Raw genomic sequence first — 21672 nt, forward strand, 5'->3', positions numbered from 1 at the left:
TCGCTAGACTCGTGGGCTATATCAAAAATGATGTAGCCCATTTTTTTACCCAAATAAAGTGCCAAGGAGATATAATCATGAGCTTTCCATTAAAAACATTGGTGGCTAGTATGGTTTTAGTGATGTCAGTGTCTGCTGTAGCTCAAGCTTCAAGTAAAGTTGTCATTGCACATCGTGGTGCAAGTGGTTACTTACCGGAACATACCCTACCTGCAAAAGCTATGGCTTACGCACAAGGTGCTGATTTTCTTGAGCAAGATTTAGTTATGACGAAAGATAACGAGCTTGTGGTCTTACATGACCATTATCTCGATCGCGTGACTGATGTTGCTGAACGTTTCCCTGACCGCGCTCGTAAAGATGGCCGTTACTATGCGATTGACTTTACCCTTGATGAGATCAAATCACTCAATTTTACAGAAGGATTTGATATTGTTGATGGTAAAAAAGTGCAAAGCTATCCGAACCGCTTCCCGATGGGGAAATCAGATTTCCGCGTTCATACTTTCCAAGAAGAGATTGAATTTGTTCAAGGATTAAACAAATCAACGGGTAAAAATATTGGCATCTACCCAGAAATTAAAGCCCCTTGGTTCCACTTACAAGAAGGCAAAGATATCACCAAGAAAACACTCGAAGTCCTTAAAGAGTATGGCTACACCACCAAGGATTCCAACGTTTATCTACAGTCATTTGACCCTAATGACCTAAAACGTATCAAAAATACCTTGATGCCAGAAATGGGAATGGATCTTAAATTAATTCAATTGATTGCTTACACCGATTGGAATGAGACTCAAGAGCAAAAACCTGACGGAACTTGGGTTAATTACAATTATGATTGGATGATGAAACCCGGTGCCATGAAAGAAATTGCGACCTATGCAGATGGTATTGGTCCTGATTATCATATGCTAATTAATGAAGAATCTACACCTACCAATATCAAGGTGAATGGTATGGTCAAAGAAGCCCATGACAACAAAATGGCGGTTCATCCGTTCACTATCCGTGTTGATAAGCTGCCAAAATACGCCAAAGATGGGCAACAGCTTTATGACATCATTTATAACCAAGCCGATGTCGATGGCGCCTTCACCGACTTCCCTGACTTAGGGGTTAAGTTCTTAGAACAACAGAAACAAAAATAGTTTCTGCACCAAATAAGAATGCAGCCATTTGGCTGCATTTTCTTCAAGTTGGACGCCTTAGTTAAGCGATAGTGACAGGGAATGCGATCACATCACTGATTTTGTCTGCATTTAAAGCAATCATAATCAGCCTATCCACCCCAACAGCGACCCCCGAACAATCGGGTAGACCATGTTCTAAAGCCGCAAGTAAATGCTCATCAATAGGTGCTGTCGGTAGCCCCATTGCCGCACGCTTACGGTTGTCTTGTTCAAATCGCTGACGTTGCTCACTGGCATCCGTTAGCTCGTGGAAGCCATTCGCCAGCTCCATCCCTTTGAAATACACCTCAAAACGCTCGGCGACTCGGTGATCTTCGGTACTGATTACAGCAAGAGAAGCTTGAGTCGCAGGGAAATGATACACGACTGCAGGCTTTTCTTTACCAATATGAGGCTCAACGCCCATGGTAAATAGCAACTGAAGTAAAGTGTCTTTATCTTCTTCCTGATCCGCGATATTGCTCAAATCTAAACGGGCGGCAACCTCACGTAATTCGCTTTTTTCAGCGGACAGCGGGTCAATATCCAAATAACGTAAAAACGCTTGTTGGTAAGAAAGTAGCTCTGCACTCTCACATTCTAAAACTTGTTGCAGTAAATCATCCACTTCATTAATCAAACGATACATATCAAAATGCGGACGATACCACTCTAACATGGTAAATTCAGGATTATGATGCCGCCCTGCTTCTTCATTTCTAAAGCTACGACCTAGCTGATAGATAGGACCACTACCTGCAGCTAATAAACGTTTCATGTGGTATTCAGGGCTAGTCATTAAATATAAATTAATGCCTTGTGCCGCACCTGGCCCCACAAAACGCGTTTCAAATGGAACAAGATGAATGTCAGTGACTGTTGCCTGACTCATTGCGGGGGTTTCGACTTCAAGTACACAGCGATCAGTAAAAAAACGTCTGATTTCCGCAACTATTTTTGCGCGCTGTAACAGGTTAGCGATGGGGGCGGTTGGCTGCCAATTCGCTATATCACTCATTAAGATGACTCCAAAATAAACTTAGTCGTGCAGTGTACCCACCTCACTTGCAACACACAATGCATTTACACTGATAAAGCGCATTTATCTGAGCGTCAGCGCTTGTGACTGTCGACATAATGAGTAAGTAGGGATAGCCTGATTATCCCTTGCTTTATACGATTAGGCAAAGCCTTTGCTTTTAGCTTTACATAGACTGATGGGGAGACGTAAATAAAACCGCCTAAAACATGATTATTTCTTATGTTATGTGACATAACTGTTACTAAAAAAACGAAACGATTCGCTTTCTCAATCTATTTTAAAATTTTCGCTTAGAAAATAAATTTATTCTAAAAATAAATAGTGAGACTCCTCGCAAATTAGCATTCAATATGAATTAAACTCTTCAGCTATAATAATAGTATTATTCACTTATTATTGATAAAACCCGACTAATCCACTTGGTTTTATACACTAAAACTCCCTGTGAATTTAATGATAATCATTTGAAATTCCTTTTTATTCGATGTTAACCACCTACAAAATCGAGTAATATAAAAACAATTTACAAAAAGAAGATCTACCTCACACTTTATTGCTAAATTTGGCCAAAACCCCCCTCTATATCAAATTTATCTTGAGTACTATTCGCTATAATTCACAGCATGATAAGTCATTATTAGCTATTATATTATTTACTATTAAAAAACAGATATTTCGTAGTTTAGCTTTAAGTTGAACTGAAAATGACATAGCTAATTATCAAAAGTATTTAAAAGAATTTATCAATTTTACACTTGAACAATGGAGAAGCGCAGTGCAAACCTTCAATGCCGATTTAGCGATTATCGGGGCCGGGGGCGCAGGCTTACGTGCAGCAATTGCTGCCGCTGAAGCAAATCCCAATATCAAGATTGCTCTGGTCTCAAAAGTATACCCAATGCGTAGTCACACTGTGGCCGCAGAGGGGGGATCAGCAGCAGTTACTCAGGCTCATGACTCCTATGACTATCATTTTAATGATACTGTTGCTGGTGGAGACTGGCTGTGTGAGCAAGATGTCGTCGATTATTTCGTCGAACATTGCCCAACAGAAATGACCCAGCTAGAGCTATGGGGCTGCCCGTGGAGCCGTAAACCAGATGGTTCAGTTAACGTTCGCCGCTTTGGTGGGATGAAAATTGAGCGGACTTGGTTTGCAGCCGATAAAACAGGCTTCCACATGCTCCACACACTCTTCCAAACCTCATTAAAATATCCACAAATTCAACGCTTTGACGAACACTTCGTCCTCGATATCATTGTTGATGAAGGCCAAGTCCGTGGTCTTGTCGCGTTAAATATGATGGAAGGAACAAAAGTCCAGATCCGTGCTAATGCCATCGTGATGGCAACTGGCGGTGCTGGACGCGTTTATCGCTACAACACCAATGGCGGTATTGTGACTGGTGATGGTATGGGGATGGCATTCCGCCATGGTGTTCCTTTGCGTGACATGGAATTCGTTCAATATCACCCAACTGGTCTTCCAGGTTCTGGTATCTTAATGACTGAAGGTTGTCGTGGTGAAGGTGGGATCCTTGTCAATAAAGATGGCTATCGCTATCTGCAAGACTACGGAATGGGCCCTGAAACGCCACTGGGCAAACCTGAAAACAAATATATGGAACTGGGTCCGCGTGACAAAGTTTCCCAAGCGTTCTGGCACGAATGGCGTGCAGGCCGCACTATCAGTACCCACCGCGGTGATGTTGTTTACTTAGATCTTCGCCACCTTGGCGCAGAAAAACTGCATGAGCGTTTACCATTTATTTGTGAGTTGGCGAAAGCCTACGTAGGGGTTGACCCAGTAACAGACCCGATTCCTGTTCGCCCAACCGCTCACTACACCATGGGTGGTATCGAAACGGATCAACGCACAGAAACACGTATCAAAGGCCTATTTGCTGTCGGTGAATGTTCTTCTGTTGGCTTGCACGGTGCAAACCGTTTAGGTTCTAACTCATTAGCTGAATTAGTGGTATTTGGCCGCCTAGCGGGTGAAGAAGCCGCTCGCCATGCTGCTGAAGCAACACCAGCTAATGCAAATGCTATCGAAGCTCGTACCCGTGATATCGAAGCTGACCTGAGTAAGCTCATGAACCAAAAAGGGAAGGAGAGCTGGTCGAAAATCCGTGACGAGATGGGTATTTCAATGGAAGAAGGCTGCGGTATCTACCGTACTCCTGAATTAATGCAAAAAACCGTTGATAAAATTGCTGAACTGAAAGAACGCTTTAAACACGTCGAAATTACCGACCATAGCAGCGTCTTTAACACTGACCTACTGTACACCATTGAGTTAGGCTTTGGCCTTGATGTGGCGGAATGTATGGCTCACTCTGCAATCAACCGTAAAGAATCACGTGGTGCACACCAACGTCTCGATGAAGGCTGTACTGAGCGTGATGATGTTAATTTCCTTAAACATACTTTGGCATTCTATAACCCAGAGGGCTCCCCTCGTTTAGAATACAGTGACGTAAAAATCACGAAATCTCAGCCAGCTAAACGTGTTTACGGTGCCGAAGCTGAAGCTCAAGATAAGGCGAAGAAGGAGCAAGCTAATGGATGATATGAAACACCTAAAAATGGAGATCATGCGTTACAATCCTGAAACGGATAGTGAGCCCCATTTGGTGACGTATGATGTCCCTTACGATGAGCAAACTTCTTTGTTAGATGCGTTAGGCTATATCAAAGATAACCTCGCTCCAGACCTGTCTTACCGCTGGTCTTGTCGTATGGCGATTTGTGGTTCTTGTGGCATGATGGTGGATAAAATACCTAAACTGGCTTGTAAAACATTCCTGCGTGAATACCCGCAAGGCATGAAAGTTGAGCCATTAGGTAACTTCCCAATCGAGCGCGACCTTGTTGTTGATATGACACACTTTATTGAGCGTTTAGAAGCGATCAAACCGTACATTATTGGTAATGACCGTAAACCTTCTGAAGGCCCAAATAAGCAAACGCCTGCGCAGATGGCGAAATACCATCAATTTTCAGGCTGTATCAACTGTGGTCTGTGCTATGCAGCTTGCCCACAATTTGGACTGAACCCAGAGTTCATCGGCCCAGCCGCGATCACATTGGCAGAGCGCTACAATTTAGATAACCGAGACCATGGTGCGAAAGAACGCATGACCTTGTTAAACGGTGACAATGGTGTCTGGAGCTGTACGTTTGTAGGCTACTGCTCTGAAGTCTGTCCTAAGCATGTCGACCCTGCGGGCGCGATCCAACAAGGTAAAGTTGCCAGTGCGCAAGACTTTGTTATCGCCATGCTGAAGCCACGATAAGGAGAATTGAAGTCATGACAACGAAACGTAAACCCTATGTTAGGGAAATGAAGGGCGATTGGTGGCAAAAGCTGGGTTTTTATCGCTTTTACATCATGCGTGAAAGTACTTCAGTCCTTCAAGTTTGGTTCAGTATTTTAGTCCTATATGGGGTATTTGCACTGAAAAGTGGCCCTGAATCATGGGCGGGTTTTGTTGGGTTCTTAAGTAACCCAATCATCCTTATCATTAACATTATTACTTTGGCAGCAACGCTATTGCACACCACAACGTGGTTCAAACTTGCACCAAAAGCCGTCAGTATTATTGTAAAAGATAAGAAAATGTCAGAGGAGCCTATCGTTAAAGGCTTCTGGGCACTCACGATTGTTGTAACTGCGGCAATCTTAGCAATCGCATTGTTATTTTAATCTAAGGAGAATCTGATGAATCTAACGCCTAAACGTTCCGATGAGCCGATTTTCTGGGGGTTATTTGGTGCAGGTGGTATGTGGAGTGCCGTGATTGGCCCTGCTATCATCATTCTGTTAGGAATTTTAATTCCGCTGGGTGTTGCACCAGAAATGCTGAGCTATGAGCGCATTATGGCATTTAGCCAAAGCTTTATCGGCCGTATTTTCTTATTATTGATGATTATTTTGCCAGTATGGTGTGGTATGCACCGTATCCACCATACGTTGCACGACTTTAAAATCCATGTCCCAGCGACAAAATGGGTTTTCTATGGCGGCTCAGCAATCATCAGCGTAATTGCAATTATCGGCGTATTCACACTGTAAATAATTCAATCGCACATTATTTTAATACAAGGTATGGCAGCAATGGCCATACCTTTTCTTTTTTAGAGCTTAAAAACTACTGCTTAAAGCCTCGAATAAGTGATTCTAAACCGAATAAGAAAGCTACCGTTCCATCATCACTATCCATGATGTGTATCGCCTGCTTTAATAACAATGGCATTGAGCTATCTTGTTCTACATCCCGCTCACTGATTGCGGCAATATGTTCTTGCTGTTCTAGCACCGAACCTAACGTAAAATGCCCCACCGCGCTAATTGCATATAAACCGTTTTGTAATGAAAAACCGTTATCGACCATAAACTGTAATTGTTTTTCCACAGTAGCATATTGCTCTGAACTAGGGCGAGTCCCCAAATGTACCTTTGCCCCATCACGATAGCGAAGTAAGGCACGGCGAAAACTTAATGCGTTATGACGCAAAAATTCCTGCCACGTTTCCCCTTCGGCAGGTAATGGGTGGTCATGGTGCCGTTTTAGCATTTCAACCGATAATGCATCCAACAACGTGCGCTTATTCTTCACATGCCAATACAGTGTAGGCTGCTCAACGCCCAGTTTTTGAGCCAATTTTCGAGTTGTCAGCCCTTCCATCCCCACTTCATTCAGCAAGTCTAATGCAGCACTAATAATGGTTTCTCTATCTAACCTTGCCATCATGTTCCCCTATTTTTATTGACACTCTATCACTGATAGGGATATATTCCAACTCTATCACCGATAGAGAAATCAATTATGAATAAGTTTGCGATCACTGCTTTAACGATCACCGCCCTCGATGCCATGGGGATCGGCATGATCATGCCTGTTTTGCCAGCCTTACTTCGTGAGTATGTAACAATAGAAAATCTGGCAAACCACTACGGCATCTTACTAGCCCTGTATGCCGTCATGCAGGTGTTTTTTGCGCCAATACTGGGAAAATGGTCCGATAAATTCGGTCGCAGAGCTATCTTACTGCTTTCCCTTGCGGGAGCCGCTCTCGACTATACTTTACTGGCTTTATCTAGCTCACTTTGGATACTGTATTTAGGCCGTTTAGTTTCGGGGATCACTGGTGCAACAGGCGCTGTTGCCGCTTCTATTATTGCTGACAACACAGCCCCAAAAGAGCGTACAAAATGGTTTGGACGACTAGGTGCAGCATTTGGTGTTGGCCTAATCGCTGGCCCTGCGATTGGCGGCTTTGCAGGGCAATTCTCTCCACATTTACCTTTTGTTATTGCAGCCGCCTTGAACGCGTGATCTTGCTTATTTTTAAAGATCAAAACAGACGTGCTATACAGAATGATCAAAATGAAACTGTAGAGCAGCCGGTTTCCTTCATACGGCTGATAAAACCTGTCATTTTGCTCCTTTTTGTCTTTTTTATGGCGCAGCTAATTGGCCAGATCCCTGCAACAACCTGGGTGTTATTTACCGAAAATCGCTTTCAATGGGACAGTATGCAAGTTGGGTTATCTCTGGCGGGTTTAGGCGTCATGCATGCCCTATTTCAAGCCTTTATTGCCGGGGCGATAGCCAAAAAATTCAATGAGAAAGTGACAATTATTGTCGGTTTTATCGCAGATGGCACCGCATTCATTATTTTGTCATTACTCACAGAGGGCTGGATGATTTTCCCTACATTAATTTTACTCGCCGGTGGCAGTATTGCGTTACCCGCACTACAAGGGCTAATGTCCGCTCAAGTCAATCAAGCTAACCAAGGTAAATTACAAGGGATTTTAGTCAGTTTAACCAATGCCACTGGGGTTATTGGTCCATTATTATTTAGTTTTATTTTTGGTCAAACACTCGCAACATGGGATGGCTGGGTATGGCTGATTGGTGCGATGATGTATGTTTTATTGATCGCATTTATTTTATCTTTTCATAGAAATAGCAGCCAGATAGTTGAAACAGCAAAACTACCAAAGAGCTAAGTTTTAGCATGCCAACATTAAGTGCAATGATGGCCTTATCAGATTTGCTTTTGGAACATGACGTTAAGAGATATTTCAATGACAATACAACCTAAAAAGCCGAGAACGAAACCTGTAGAAGAAAGGCTAGACGACCTGATGAATCCATCATCTAAGCTTAAATCTTTGTGTAAAAATAGCGTCAAACTCTATGTCGAAAGGCAAAATATTTATATAGTTAATAAGGTAACAAGCTGATTTTTCGTTACTATAACCCTATCGTGTATTGTTATTTAATCCCCCTTGCGGGGGGACTAAATCATAGCTAATACTAAACAGGATTTGGTTTTGGCAACCAAGTAGATATAAAGTAAGAAAGCCCACAACCCGCAATAAATAGCCCAACATAGCCTAAGTTAAAGTGACTTAAATAACTAACAATCAGAGGGGTGATCCCACCGATAAATGCAGCCGCACTGTTATAACCCACTCCTAATATTGTTGCCTGCCCATTAGATTTATCCATCAGTACGGCCGATAAATTACACAATATCATCGCTGAATATGCGGACATAACGACTTGAGCGAAAAAGACGAGAAGTAAATTATCTAGCTGCAATGAAAAATAGAGTGGTACTGAAAACAATACCATTCCAATGACGCCCATATTAAAAACAGATTTAGCCGAACTATATTTATCGGTTAGCCAACCACATATCAGCATAAAAACTAACAATAGGCCGGACGAAAATATTTCATAAAAACTCTTTATCTCGTCTATCTTTAATTGTTGAATAATTAGTGAAGTTGACAAATTTTGAGAATAAAAAGTGACAGTCCCAGGGATGGTAAATAAAAACACCCAAAAAACATGGTACCAGCTGAACATTATTTTTTTGTTCAAATCACTTTTATAATCTGGTAATTTAGCTCTAAACCAAAAGCTAATTAAAATATTAATTAAACCAATTAATAATGGGATCCTCCACCCAATTGACTGCATAGCATCTTCAGATAACGTATTCTTTAGAATGAAAACGATAACTAATGATGCAATGACCCCACATAAAGAGCTACCAACAATAATTGACGAAACTCTAGACAGAATATTTCCATCTAAATCCTTAAATAAATACGTAATTAGAGAAGGAAACTCACCTGCAAAACTAAAAGAAAGGGCCAATTGTAAAATTAATATTGCTAATGGCGTATAGTCTCCTAATAATTCAATGGGTAACAGTGCCATCATTAATGTTGCCGTACCGGTTATCATACTTGTTAATACTAGAGCTGATTTTTCCCCTACCGTATCAGCATATCGGCCTATAACATACCCACCTAGTGGGCGGATTAAAAAACGTAATGCAAAAATCCCCCATACCATTTCCGTTGCTTGTGTATAACCTAAATTAGTTAATTCCGTACTTAAATAAGTGGATATAGCCGCAAACACAGCAATATCATAATACTTTAAAGCATTACCTGCGACGGCACCAAACATGAATCTCCATTTCATTATTTATCCCTTTTCTATTAAACAATTTCCTTGTAGAAAAATATTCTCATATTTAAGGATAACTCACCAAAGATTCCAAACACGCAAGAGTAATGCCATTTTCTTTTAAAGCCTGAAATAAACCACTAGGTGAAGTATAAGAGCAACCTAGTTTTTCTTTAATGCGTAGAATACGTTTATTTTCTGTCGCTTCCGAACAACCTTGAATATAACTAATTTCCTTTACTCGGCAATGTGATAATAATAAACGAATAGTTATCATTTCTTTACGGGTAAAACGAATGTTACCAAAACGCATATAATGATGAAAATCTAAAATATCTCGGTTATTATCTTCAATTTGTTGAGATAAGCTTATGTCCGCCCTAAGTGGTAAAATAATATTTTCATTATCTTTCCAGACATGCTGGGAGTAATCAGAAATAACAGCTCTTAATTTATAGAGCTCTAATAACTCATTAGATGAGAATTTCTTTCTTGAATTTATTGATGTAATTTCATATACACCGCCATATTGAGTACAAAAATCCACTTTCATTTCTTTCTTATCTGTTTTAGATAATGTTTTTTGAAATTCGGCAGAGTAATTATTCCAATATTGAATACCAGGGATTAATCGCTCCTTTACTTTCTTATCTAAATCATCATCCCAAACCATAATAACCCAATTATAATTACTAGAAATAGTCCTTACAGAATGATTAATCAAATCTACTCTACTATAAGTAACATCTATATCATTCCAATCGAAGTACTTTAAAAACTTATCACCAAAACCAGAACAAGAAAGTTCTAGGTGTTTATTTTCTATATTCATATGTCACCCTTACATTTAAATAGTTAATAACCTTTGTTTTTTACTCAATAACAATGAAACAAATAGAGTTAACGAACTCAACGAAACAAAAACACCAACCAAGGAAACATCAATGAGGACTAAATAATTGATAATTAAAGGCGTTACCCCTCCTATAATCGTCGATGCAAGATTGTATCCCATACTTAAGGTTGTAACTTGTCCATTGGCGGGTTTTGCCACAGCATAATTCCAATTACATAAAACCATCGCTGAAATAATAATAATTGACGATTGAGAGATAAGTACTAATGATAAAACCTTAGTCGACATTAGGTAATAAATAGGAATTGATAGTATGGCAGCAAGCTTTACCCCTAAGTTAAAAACCCGTTCAGCGTAACTGTATTTATCGGTTAGCCAACCAACTATTGCCATTAAAAGCAATAATAACGTTGATGATATCATTGAATATATGCTTTTAAATTCTTCGAGTTCTAACTCTTTAAGTAAAAATGAAGATGAAAAATTTAAGGTATAAAAAATAACCGACCCAGGAATAACAACCAGTAAAATATTAAATACCTTAAGCCAATCTATTTTTTGGCGCCCATCATACTCAATGGGTTGGTCTGGTAAGCGATAGCGAAACCAAAAACAGATCAGTATATTACCTAGACCTAATAGTAGTGGTATCCGCCACCCCACCCTTTGCATGGTTTCAGGGTCTAATATATTTTCGAGAATGAACACGACCCCTAGTGAGCCAATAACACCAACAACCGCACTTCCGGTTAACAACGCAGAAATTCTACCTCGTTCTTGGGGTTTAGAGTCTTTATATAAATAGGTAGACAGTGATGGGCTTTCACCCGCATAACTAAAAGATAACAACATTTGAAGAAATAAGATGGCTAAAGGCGTATATACCCCTAAGAGTTCAATAGGCAGAAATGCCATACATAATGTTGCACTACCGGTAAGAATACTGACCAAAATCATGGCCGGTTTTTTACCGACTTTATCTGCATAACGGCCAATCACATACCCACCTAGTGGCCGTATAAGAAAACGTAAAGCAAAAATACCCCACACCAGCTCCGTTGCTTGCTGATAACCTAAGCGAGTTAATTCTGCACTTAAATATGATGAAATCGCAGCAAAAATTGCAAAATCATAAAACTCAAGAGAATTCCCAACCACAGCGCCAAAACGTAATTTCCATTTCATAAAATGATCCCATATCCCTATAGAAAACCAATAGTTAAATTAATTAATAGGCATTAATTTTTCTAAGCTTGCTAATGTAATCCCATGATCTTTCATTACCGAAAAACATTCCTTTTGAGATGCCATTTCACAGTTTAATTTTTTTTTGATATTGTTAACCCTTATATATTCGTCCTCCTCCGAACAGCCTTGAATACGGCTAATTTCATTTATATTTCGGTGGGAAAGCAACAAACGGATGGTTAATACTTCTTTATTTGAAAATGACAACTGCCCAAAACGTATATAATTAGAGGTTTCATTACCCCTGAAAATAATAGGTGCGGTTTCGTCTAATTCAATTTTTTGGCGTAACGGTAATGCAACCGTTTTATTTTCAGACCATTTTTCATATGCATATTCAGAAACTATTGAACGCCATCGATATAATGAAAATAAATGATCATATGGGACTTTATGGTTCGCATTGAGTGAAAATATCTCAAATAAATTATTGTATCTATTGCAAAAATCAATTTTTTTATTTCCTTTATCTAATTTGGTTAAAATTTTCTGGTATGCATCTGAATAATTACTCCAATATTGAACACCCGCAAATAACCGTTCTTTTAATGATAAATCCATATCATGATGCCAATAAATTAATTGCCATTCATAGTCGCTTGACAATGCATATATCTTTTTTTCATCAATATCAATAATATTATAATTAACATCAATATCATTCCAATTAAAATAATTACATAGGTCTAATTTCACACTAGCACTTATTTTTTCCATCCTATTATTTTCTATATCCATAAAAATCACCTTTTAGTTATTTAAATAAAAATAAATATAATAAAAACGTTGAATCTATATCTTTAACACATAAAAATAAATATTCAAAGGCCAAAATTTAAAGGTATTCAAAATTAAGAATTATTTTTTTATCTTTATATCTCAATTGAATTACAGTTCATTAAAATAATTTAAATTATATTTATATATTAACTATTGGAGATCATATGAAACAAGATTGGCACTCGGCTGATATTATTGCAGCAATAAAGAAAAAAGGTTCTTCTCTTTCACAAATATCACGTTCAGCAGGGTTAAACTCATCAACATTAAATAACGCCCTATCAAGACGCTGGCCAAAAGGAGAGCGCATTATTGCCGAGTTTTTGGGTGTTGCACCATCTGAAATTTGGCCATCGCGTTATAACGAAAAATAACATAAGAATTGTTTTCTCTATGTCCCCCAAAATATCAAAAAAAGCGGGTAACTTTCTCTGTCACCCGCTTATTATTCATTTTTAATTAAAAAATGCTTAATTTGAAAGCTAACTTGATACTTTTAAACCAATTAGCCCTGTAATAATCAAGGCAAGGCTTAATAAGCGAAACATATTCGCTGATTCCCCAAGGAAAATAATCCCAACAATTGCCGTACCCACAGCACCAATACCGGTCCAAATCGCATAAGCCGTGCCGACAGGCAAATCACGCATGGCATAAGCCAATAGCCCCATACTCGCAATAATAGCGATAATAGTGATGATACTTGGTGTTAAACGGGTAAAACCGTGGGTATATTTTAAGCCAACAGCCCATACCACTTCTAATAAACCTGCAAATAAAAGGATAATCCAGGCCATTGCTGGTTACTCCCGTTAAATACTTGGGGCCGTCCCCATAATTAAATGACGTTTTTCAGGTCGTCCTGAATACGTGTGATGTGAGAACACATTATAAACATTCACAGACCCAGACTCAAACAACCAAAAATAACAAATAAGTGCAAATTAACAATAATATTTAACATTTTTATACTGTATTTTATAATTAAGCATCATAACCATCGCACTCAAAATTATACGCAGGTAAAGTAGGTCTCTTATCTGGCAAGTTCATCGAGAAAATAGCATGAGTCTCAGAGACATCTTACTCGCCCTTTGTGTCGTGGTTATTTGGGGTGTTAACTTCGTTATCATTAAACTCGGCGTGACCGCACTTCCGCCATTATTATTAGGCGCATTACGCTTCATGTTTGTAGCCTTTCCCGCTATTTTTATTTTTAGACGCCCTAAAATTCCATTCAAATTATTGCTTCTCTATGGGCTAACGATTAGCTTTGGTCAATTCGCCTTCTTATTTTGTGCTATTCGAGTTGGTATGCCTGCGGGTATAACCTCTGTCATATTGCAATCCCAAGCTTTCTTTACCCTATTACTTGGCGCAATGATTTTAAAGGAATCATTACAGCCAACCCACTTTATTGGTATGTTTATCGCGATTGCAGGGCTGACGGTGTTAGCCAATGGCGCCACTGCCGGCGGGCTAGATGATATCCCATTGCTCGGGTTAGCATTTACTTTAATTGCAGGATTATCATGGGCTTGTGGTAATATTACCAATAGAATTATTATGAAACAGGAAGGCTCAGAGAAATGCAGTGCCCTATCTTTAGTCAGTTGGAGTGCACTTATCCCAATCATCCCATTTTTAATTAGTTCATGGATATTAGAAGGTGAAGAAGCAATTATAGAAGGGCTATCCGGTTTTAACTGGTCAGTCTTTGGTGTCATTATCTATTTAGCTTACTTATCAACATTCGTCGGCTATGGGATCTGGGGAGTCTTACTTGGTCGCTATGAAGCGTGGCGAGTTGCTCCTTTTTCATTGTTAGTTCCCGTCTTTGGTTTAAGCAGTAGTGCATTATTTCTTGATGAGCACATTAATGGCGTACAAGTTGCTGGCCTTGTTTTAATCATGTTTGGCCTAATTACTACACTTTTTGGTAAAAAAATAATTCAAAAATTAAGACATTCCTAGTTAACCCATTAATAATCGAAGGTTTTTTAACTTTCGATTATTTACCCTACCTTTATTTATCCCATCATAGAGAAAAATACATCAATAGTCATTAATTTCAAAATCAACAATAAATCAAGATAAAAAACCAATTCAATAGATAACTGCTAGTTCAAAACCAAATAAAATCCAATAAATAATCCTAAATTAGTGATACTGCCTACAATTATGAAATTTATCTCAAATCTCAATTGGGTGTATCGGTTTAGCTACTTTTTCTTTGACTTAAGTCTGGTTATATCTTTCTCAGTTTTACTTAAACAAATAACAAAAAGTAATCAACTGAACAGATGGGGATGGCTATGGGTAAACAATTAATATGGATTGTGCTCGCATTACTTGGTGCTTTTTCACTGGGTTACATCGCCTTAAATCGAGGTGAACAGATTAATGCCCTGTGGATCGTTGTTGCCGCCGTGTGTATTTATCTGATTGCATACCGATATTACGGGCTTTTTATTGCTAAAAAAGTGCTCCAAGTTGATGCAACTCGTATGACACCGGCAATTCGTCATAACGATGGCTTAGATTACGTACCAACAGATAAAAAAGTATTATTTGGCCACCACTTTGCTGCTATCGCAGGAGCTGGCCCACTTGTCGGCCCTGTACTTGCGGCGCAAATGGGATATTTACCCGGTATGCTTTGGCTACTTGCCGGGGTTGTCCTAGCGGGTGCCGTACAAGACTTTATGGTGCTGTTTGTTTCAACACGTCGAGACGGCCGCTCACTGGGTGAATTAGTTAAAGAAGAAATGGGCAATACCGCAGGGGTGTTGGCTTTAATCGCTTGTTTTATGATTATGGTGATCATCTTAGCAGTACTGGCCATGATTGTCGTAAAAGCGCTTACTCACAGTCCATGGGGGACTTATACCGTTGCGTTCACGATCCCACTGGCCATTTTTATGGGTATTTATACCCGTTATATACGCCCTGGACGCATTGGTGAAGTTTCTATTATTGGGTTAGTTTTCCTCGTATTTGCCATTATCTCTGGAGGTTGGGTTGCTGAAAGCGAAACTTGGGCACCTTATTTTGACTATACCGGTGTTCAACTTACTTGGATGTTAGTGGGATACGGCTTTGTTGCTGCCGTTTTACCCGTTTGGTTGCTACTTGCTCCCCGTGACTACCTATCAACTTTCTTAAAAATCGGGACTATTATTGGTTTGGCAATTGGTATTTTAATCCTCAATCCAAATCTACAAATGCCATCCCTGACGAAATATATCGATGGTACAGGCCCTGTCTGGGCAGGGGATCTGTTCCCATTCCTATTTATTACCATTGCTTGTGGTGCGGTATCCGGTTTCCACGCACTGATTTCATCAGGCACCACACCAAAAATGTTGGCGAATGAAAACCAAGCTTGTTTTATTGGCTATGGTGGCATGTTAATGGAATCTTTCGTGGCAATTATGGCGTTGGTTGCCGCTTGTGTGATTGACCCGGGTGTTTATTTTGCGATGAACAGTCCAATGGCGATGTTAGCGCCTGCGGGTACACAAGATGTCGTCGCTTCTGCTGCCCAAGTCGTCAGTAGCTGGGGCTTCCAGATCACCCCTGAACAGCTCAATAGCATTGCTAATGACGTGGGTGAAACCAGTATTATTTCACGTGCCGGCGGTGCTCCAACACTGGCTGTTGGGATGGCGTATATTCTCCACGGTGCCCTTGGCGGCCTAATGAATGTTGCCTTCTGGTACCACTTCGCCATTTTATTTGAAGCATTATTTATTTTAACCGCAGTGGATGCAGGAACTCGAGCAGCACGCTTTATGCTGCAAGATTTACTGGGTGTGGTTTCTCCCTCCTTGAAACGCACCGATTCGTTACCCGCAAACTTGATAGCAACAGCCCTGTGTGTGCTGGCTTGGGGCTACTTCCTTCATCAAGGCGTTGTCGATCCACTTGGCGGTATTAACACCTTATGGCCGCTGTTTGGTATCGCGAACCAAATGTTGGCGGGTATGGCATTAATGCTGTGTGCTGTGGTACTGTTCAAAATGAAGCGCCAAAGATACGCTTGGGTCGCTTTAGTCCCAACTGCATGGTTGTTAATCTGTACCATGACTGCTGGCTGGGAGAAAACCTTCAGTGAAGATGCCCGTGTTGGTTTCTTAGCTGTCGCAAATAAATTCCAAGCAATGATTGATAGCGGTAATATTCCAGTTCAATATACGGAATCTCAATTAACTCAGTTAATTTTCAATAACCGCTTAGATGCAGGATTAACTATTTTCTTTATGATTGTTGTGGTATTACTGGCTCTATTCTCTATCCGCACTGCGTTGAAGGCATTAAAATCTGACCAACCCACTGCGAATGAAGTACCATACGAACCCATGCCAGCTAATTATGAAGAAATCGTGGCAAATACACGCCATCATTGATTTTTGCGGAAAAGCTTGTCACTGTTTAGGGCATATACTCTTTCTCCAAAATAATTCACGTTGGAGCAAGGCGGCAAAGAAGATAATCCCTAGGAGCATACTCCAGTATGTGACTAGGGTTAGCGAATGAAGCCAACGCAGCAACAGCGTGAAGTATAAAGGAGAAACGAGGAGCATACATAACAGTATGTTACTTAGGTAGCCGAGAGCAGCCAACACCGCTACAACACAAAGTATGACGAGGATTTATGTTTGGAGAACTGGGAAAAGCAGCCCGCTATTTAGGTCAAGCGGCAAAAATGATGGTTGGCGTTCCCGATTACGACAACTACGTCGCTCATATGCAAAAAACGCATCCTGACCAAACTCCCATGACCTATGAAGAGTTTTTTAAAGAACGGCAAGATGCACGCTATGGTGGCAAAGGTGGTTTTAAGTGCTGTTAGCCACTTAAAATAGACAAAAAAGCCGTGGCACTCGACCACGGCTTTTTATTTCTAACGATTCAGTATAGGATCAACCGTTATTTTACACGTGCAACATACTCACCAGAACGAGTATCAACACGGATCACTTCACCGATCTGAACAAACAGAGGAACCTTAACCACTGCGCCAGTGCTCAGTGTTGCAGGTTTACCACCTGTACCTGCGGTATCACCTTTCAGGCCAGGGTCAGTGTCGGTAATTTCTAATTCAACAAAGTTAGGTGGGGTAACCGCGATAGGACGACCGTCCCACAGGGTTAAAATACATTCTGCTTGGTCGACTAACCATTTCGCGTTATCGCCAACGGTTTTTTCGTCCGCAGCTAATTGTTCGAAAGTTTCGTTGTTCATGAAATGCCAGAACTCACCATCGTTATACAGGTAAGTTAAGTTCATATCCATGACATCAGCAGCTTCAACAGAGTCAGTAGACTTAAATGTTTTTTCCAACAGTTTGTTAGAAATCAGTTTACGGATACGCACACGTGCGAAAGCTTGACCTTTACCCGGTTTGACGAATTCACTTTCTAAAACGACACAAGGCTCGCCATCTAACATGATTTTAAGACCTGAGCGGAATTCATTGGTACTATAAGTAGCCATGGTGATCCTCTAATTTATAAACTAAAAATGGCATAGCCAAAAAATGGTCGATATTGTAACTCAAAATACCTCATCCAGAGAAGTCTGGATACAACAACTTGCTGAAGCAATCACTAATCCAGATGAATTGCTGCAAATACTTAACCTAGAAAACCACCTTTCATCGAAAGAAGGCAGTGAGGCACGCAAATTATTTCCCTTACGCGTTCCAATGCCCTTTATTTCCCGCATGAAAAAAGGCGATCCACTAGACCCTCTGTTATTGCAAGTATTAACCGCAAAAGCAGAGTTTGATATACATCCAGGTTTTTCTACTGACCCACTAGAAGAGCAGGATAATGAAATTCCAAGTTTACTGCATAAATACCACAACCGCGCATTACTGCTGGTAAAAGGTGGCTGTGCAGTCAACTGTCGCTACTGTTTTCGCCGGCATTTTCCTTATGAAGACAACAAAGGAAATAAAAATAACTGGTTGATGGCTGTGGATTATATAAAAAACCACACCGAACTCAATGAAATCATCTTCTCGGGTGGCGATCCGTTGATGGCAAAAGACCATGAACTCGATTGGCTCATCAGCCAATTAGAAGCAATCCCTCATATAAAACGCCTTAGAATTCATACTCGTTTGCCTGTAGTGATACCAGAACGTATCACTGAAACGCTCTGCAAACGCCTTGCTAGCTCAAGGTTACAAGTCATTATGGTGACACATGTTAACCACGCTAACGAAATCGACGAGTCATTCACCAATGCTATGCAAAAACTAAAGTTATCAGGTGTGACATTATTAAACCAAAGCGTATTACTGCGCCAAGTTAATGACAACGTGACAGCCCTGATAAATTTAAGTAATGCTCTATTTGATGCAGGTATTTTACCTTATTACTTACATGTATTAGATAAAGTCCAAGGCGCTGCACACTTTTTAGTGAGTGATGCTGAAGCTAGACAATTAATACAGCAATTATTAAGTAAGGTCTCAGGGTACCTAGTGCCTAAGCTCGCTCGGGAAATTGGGGGAGAGCCGAGTAAAACACTGCTTGACCTGAACTTAAGGCAGAACTAGAAAGCAAAACGCCCAAATAACCATTTGGGCGCTATGAATTCATTTTAGGGGCACTTATAAACTTGGCCAACCATTTTGCTATCTAATGGAATGAAGCTAGATAACACGGTTTCACTTGGGCTTGATGCACCAAAAATCACGTTACCGCCCATTGCCGCGGCTTTATTACGTAAATCATTAGCTGCACTGCGCATTGAGCTAGATTCATTGTTCACACCGCTCAACCAGTTGCTTTGAGTCCCTGCAACCTGACCGAGAAGTTGGCAATCACTTCCAGGTTGATTCTCAACAAAACGAACTTGTGAGCCTGCCGCAGTTAAATTAGTTGTCGTTGAACAACCAGCTAAAAGCAATAATGCAGCAGCACCAAGCAAGACTTTAATTCGCATGTTTTCCCTCATTTTTCATTGTGTTTTTGCAGCTGGCTTGAAAATCGCTTTAGTTCCAATAGCCTATTGATTGAAATACCTAGGAGGTGATTAACATGCAGCACCATCATTGCCGCACACCACCAGCCGAATAGAGTCTATCACAAATTAACCAAAAACCTGCTCTATTCTTTGCGAATTCAAACCATTTACCTTACGTTAAATATAACCCGCGAAGCAACGTTGACGCAAAAATAAATCGCATAACGCATAAATTGTACATTGTTTCGAGATATTGCTTTCATCAATAATTAATAGTTATTTATTAATTAAAAATCAATAAAAAACCGGCACCGTTAGGAACACTAACGATACCGGTCTTATGGTGGGTAGTCCTAACTGAGCTAGTAACTACTTGAGTTTGATGTCGCCAAAGGCTTACATCATACCGCCCATTCCACCCATGCCGCCCATACCAGCTGCGCCTAAATCAGGTGCGTCTGATTTTGGCAGTTCAGTGATCATCGCTTCAGTGGTGATCATCAGACCCGCGATAGACGCTGCAAATTGCAGAGCAGAACGCGTGACTTTAGTTGGGTCTAAGATACCCATGTCGATCATATCGCCATAAGTATCAGTTGCAGCGTTGTAACCTTCGTTACCTTTAGATGCTTTCACGTTGTTAACAACAACTGAAGCTTCTTCACCTGCGTTGGTGACGATTTGGCGCATAGGTGATTCCATCGCACGCAGAGCAACACGAATACCTACTGTTTGCTCTTCGTTATCACCTTTCATGCCTTCCAGTTTCGCTGCAACACGAACCAGTGCAGTACCACCACCAGCAACAACGCCTTCTTCAACGGCTGCACGAGTTGCATGCAGAGCATCATCAACACGAGCACGTTTTTCTTTCATTTCAACTTCAGTTGCTGCGCCCACTTTGATTACCGCAACACCGCCAGCTAATTTAGCAACACGCTCTTGCAGTTTTTCACGGTCGTAGTCTGAAGAAGATTCTTCGATTTGTTGACGAATTTGTGCAACACGGCCTGCAATCGCAGATTCTTCACCCACACCATCAATGATAGTGGTTGTGTCTTTGTTGATAACAATACGTTTTGCTTGACCTAAATCTTCTAATGTCGCTTTTTCTAACTCCATACCGATCTCTTCAGAGATAACAGTACCGTTGGTCAGAATCGCGATATCTTGCAGCATTGCTTTACGACGGTCACCGAAGCCCGGCGCTTTAACCGCTGCAACTTTAACAATACCGCGCATGGTGTTAACAACCAGAGTTGCCAGCGCTTCACCTTCAACATCTTCAGCGATGATTAACAGTGGTTTGCTTGCTTTAGCAACGCCTTCTAATACTGGCAGTAACTCACGGATGTTAGATACTTTTTTGTCAACTAACAGGATGAATGGGTTTTCTAACTCAACAGCACCTGTTTCTGGTTTGTTGATGAAGTAAGGAGACAGGTAACCGCGGTCAAATTGCATACCTTCAACCACATCCAGCTCATCTTCCAGACCAGTACCTTCTTCAACCGTGATAACGCCTTCTTTACCGACTTTATCCATAGCTTCTGCAATTAATTTACCCACGGTTTCGTCGGAGTTTGCAGAAATAGTACCAACCTGTGCGATTGATTTAGTGTCTGAACAAGGAACAGACAGGGCTTTCAGCTCTTCAACTGCAGCAACAACTGCTTTGTCGATACCGCGTTTCAGGTCCATTGGGTTCATACCCGCAGCAACCGCTTTTAAGCCTTCAGTAATGATAGCTTGAGCCAATACAGTTGCAGTTGTTGTACCGTCACCCGCAGCGTCGTTAGCTTTAGAAGCAACTTCTTTCACCATTTGAGCGCCCATGTTTTCGAATTTGTCTTCTAATTCGATTTCACGTGCAACTGAAACACCATCTTTGGTGATAACTGGTGAACCAAAAGATTTATCTAAAACTACGTTACGGCCTTTAGGACCTAAAGTCACTTTTACTGCGTCTGCCAGAACATTCACACCACGAAGCATTTTCGTACGTGCATCACTACCAAATTTAACGTCTTTAGCTGCCATTATCTCTTTCCTTCAAATTCTTTTCGTTCGTTGAGAAGTTTTAAGTGAAAA

At 40.6% G+C, this 21672-nt stretch carries 20 protein-coding genes and 1 pseudogene; 11 read left to right on the forward strand and 10 right to left on the reverse strand.

Annotated elements, in window-relative coordinates:
- Positions 1-77: 77 nt before the first annotated feature.
- On the forward strand, positions 78-1151 hold the full coding sequence (glpQ, locus tag M0M83_RS17545) for a glycerophosphodiester phosphodiesterase (protein ID WP_125890493.1): 1074 nt from the start codon (positions 78-80) through the stop codon (positions 1149-1151).
- Between the two features lie 61 nt (positions 1152-1212).
- On the opposite strand, the gene epmA is transcribed toward glpQ, so the two are convergent.
- Complete coding sequence (gene epmA / locus M0M83_RS17550) at positions 1213-2190, reverse strand: elongation factor P--(R)-beta-lysine ligase (protein WP_125890494.1); 978 nt, start codon at positions 2188-2190, stop codon at positions 1213-1215.
- A 799-nt stretch (positions 2191-2989) separates the two neighbouring features.
- On the opposite strand from epmA, the gene frdA reads away from it, so the two are divergent.
- Genes frdA through frdD form a run of 4 tightly spaced genes read left to right on the forward strand, consistent with a single transcriptional unit; the run spans position 2990 to position 6292 of the window.
- The gene (frdA, locus tag M0M83_RS17555) at positions 2990-4786 is read left to right on the forward strand and encodes a fumarate reductase (quinol) flavoprotein subunit (protein WP_213914267.1); all 1797 of its coding nucleotides are present in this window, start codon (positions 2990-2992) and stop codon (positions 4784-4786) included.
- Complete coding sequence (locus M0M83_RS17560; RefSeq protein WP_248467093.1) at positions 4779-5513, forward strand: succinate dehydrogenase/fumarate reductase iron-sulfur subunit; 735 nt, start codon at positions 4779-4781, stop codon at positions 5511-5513. The genes frdA and M0M83_RS17560 overlap by 8 nt, the downstream gene beginning before the upstream one ends.
- 14 nt (positions 5514-5527) lie before the next feature.
- Positions 5528-5923, forward strand: a complete 396-nt coding sequence (gene frdC, locus M0M83_RS17565; RefSeq protein WP_109911650.1) for a fumarate reductase subunit FrdC — start codon at positions 5528-5530, stop codon at positions 5921-5923.
- Positions 5924-5938: 15 nt separating this feature from the next.
- On the forward strand, positions 5939-6292 hold the full coding sequence (gene frdD / locus M0M83_RS17570) for a fumarate reductase subunit FrdD (protein WP_248467094.1): 354 nt from the start codon (positions 5939-5941) through the stop codon (positions 6290-6292).
- Between the two features lie 76 nt (positions 6293-6368).
- Here frdD and tetR read toward each other — a convergent pair whose 3' ends face one another.
- Positions 6369-6968: a tetracycline resistance transcriptional repressor TetR gene (tetR, locus tag M0M83_RS17575; RefSeq protein ID WP_248468467.1), complete on the reverse strand. Its 600-nt coding sequence runs from the start codon at positions 6966-6968 to the stop codon at positions 6369-6371.
- Positions 6969-7046: 78 nt separating this feature from the next.
- Here tetR and tet point away from each other — a divergent pair.
- Positions 7047-8236, forward strand: a pseudogene (tet, locus tag M0M83_RS17580) (Tet(A)/Tet(B)/Tet(C) family tetracycline efflux MFS transporter).
- A gap of 310 nt (positions 8237-8546) precedes the next feature.
- Here the strand turns inward: tet and M0M83_RS17585 are convergent.
- Genes M0M83_RS17585 through M0M83_RS17600 form a run of 4 tightly spaced genes read right to left on the reverse strand, consistent with a single transcriptional unit; the run spans position 8547 to position 12558 of the window.
- Positions 8547-9731 (reverse strand): MFS transporter, encoded by a 1185-nt coding sequence (locus M0M83_RS17585; protein WP_213914264.1) that lies wholly within the window; start codon positions 9729-9731, stop codon positions 8547-8549.
- Between the two features lie 52 nt (positions 9732-9783).
- Positions 9784-10548 carry a helix-turn-helix transcriptional regulator gene (locus M0M83_RS17590; RefSeq protein ID WP_248467096.1) on the reverse strand — a complete coding sequence of 255 codons (765 nt, stop codon included), beginning with the start codon at positions 10546-10548 and terminating at the stop codon, positions 9784-9786.
- Between the two features lie 15 nt (positions 10549-10563).
- Positions 10564-11757, reverse strand: a complete 1194-nt coding sequence (locus M0M83_RS17595; RefSeq protein ID WP_248467097.1) for an MFS transporter — start codon at positions 11755-11757, stop codon at positions 10564-10566.
- Between the two features lie 39 nt (positions 11758-11796).
- Positions 11797-12558: a hypothetical protein gene (locus M0M83_RS17600; protein ID WP_213914261.1), complete on the reverse strand. Its 762-nt coding sequence runs from the start codon at positions 12556-12558 to the stop codon at positions 11797-11799.
- A 206-nt stretch (positions 12559-12764) separates the two neighbouring features.
- Here M0M83_RS17600 and M0M83_RS17605 point away from each other — a divergent pair, with 206 nt between their 5' ends.
- Positions 12765-12974, forward strand: coding sequence for a helix-turn-helix domain-containing protein (locus M0M83_RS17605; RefSeq protein ID WP_004908101.1), 210 nt, complete (start codon positions 12765-12767; stop codon positions 12972-12974).
- A gap of 108 nt (positions 12975-13082) precedes the next feature.
- On the opposite strand, the gene sugE is transcribed toward M0M83_RS17605, so the two are convergent.
- Positions 13083-13397, reverse strand: coding sequence for a quaternary ammonium compound efflux SMR transporter SugE (gene sugE, locus M0M83_RS17610; RefSeq protein ID WP_125890504.1), 315 nt, complete (start codon positions 13395-13397; stop codon positions 13083-13085).
- A 268-nt stretch (positions 13398-13665) separates the two neighbouring features.
- Between sugE and M0M83_RS17615 the strand changes: the two genes are divergently transcribed.
- The 3 genes from M0M83_RS17615 (at position 13666) to M0M83_RS17625 (ending at position 17455) form a co-directional block, all read left to right on the forward strand.
- Complete coding sequence (locus M0M83_RS17615) at positions 13666-14574, forward strand: EamA family transporter (RefSeq protein WP_125890505.1); 909 nt, start codon at positions 13666-13668, stop codon at positions 14572-14574.
- Positions 14575-14915: 341 nt separating this feature from the next.
- Complete coding sequence (gene cstA, locus M0M83_RS17620) at positions 14916-17009, forward strand: pyruvate/proton symporter CstA (RefSeq protein WP_102138006.1); 2094 nt, start codon at positions 14916-14918, stop codon at positions 17007-17009.
- Positions 17010-17257: 248 nt separating this feature from the next.
- Positions 17258-17455 carry a YbdD/YjiX family protein gene (locus tag M0M83_RS17625; RefSeq protein ID WP_004258665.1) on the forward strand — a complete coding sequence of 66 codons (198 nt, stop codon included), beginning with the start codon at positions 17258-17260 and terminating at the stop codon, positions 17453-17455.
- Positions 17456-17532: 77 nt separating this feature from the next.
- Here the strand turns inward: M0M83_RS17625 and efp are convergent, their stop codons facing one another.
- Positions 17533-18099, reverse strand: a complete 567-nt coding sequence (gene efp / locus M0M83_RS17630) for an elongation factor P (RefSeq protein WP_125890506.1) — start codon at positions 18097-18099, stop codon at positions 17533-17535.
- Positions 18100-18142: 43 nt separating this feature from the next.
- Here efp and epmB point away from each other — a divergent pair, with 43 nt between their 5' ends.
- Entirely contained in the window at positions 18143-19171 is a 1029-nt protein-coding gene (gene epmB, locus M0M83_RS17635; protein ID WP_125890507.1) for an EF-P beta-lysylation protein EpmB, read from the forward strand.
- A 44-nt stretch (positions 19172-19215) separates the two neighbouring features.
- Here epmB and M0M83_RS17640 read toward each other — a convergent pair whose 3' ends face one another.
- Both M0M83_RS17640 and groL read right to left on the reverse strand, forming a co-directional pair.
- Positions 19216-19560, reverse strand: a complete 345-nt coding sequence (locus M0M83_RS17640) for a DUF4156 domain-containing protein (protein ID WP_004908089.1) — start codon at positions 19558-19560, stop codon at positions 19216-19218.
- 417 nt (positions 19561-19977) lie between these two features.
- Positions 19978-21621, reverse strand: a complete 1644-nt coding sequence (gene groL / locus M0M83_RS17645) for a chaperonin GroEL (protein ID WP_125890508.1) — start codon at positions 21619-21621, stop codon at positions 19978-19980.
- Positions 21622-21672: the final 51 nt, after the last annotated feature.

The sequence above is a fragment of the Providencia rettgeri genome, from assembly GCF_023205015.1.
GTDB classification, from domain to species: Bacteria; Pseudomonadota; Gammaproteobacteria; order Enterobacterales; family Enterobacteriaceae; genus Providencia; species Providencia rettgeri_E.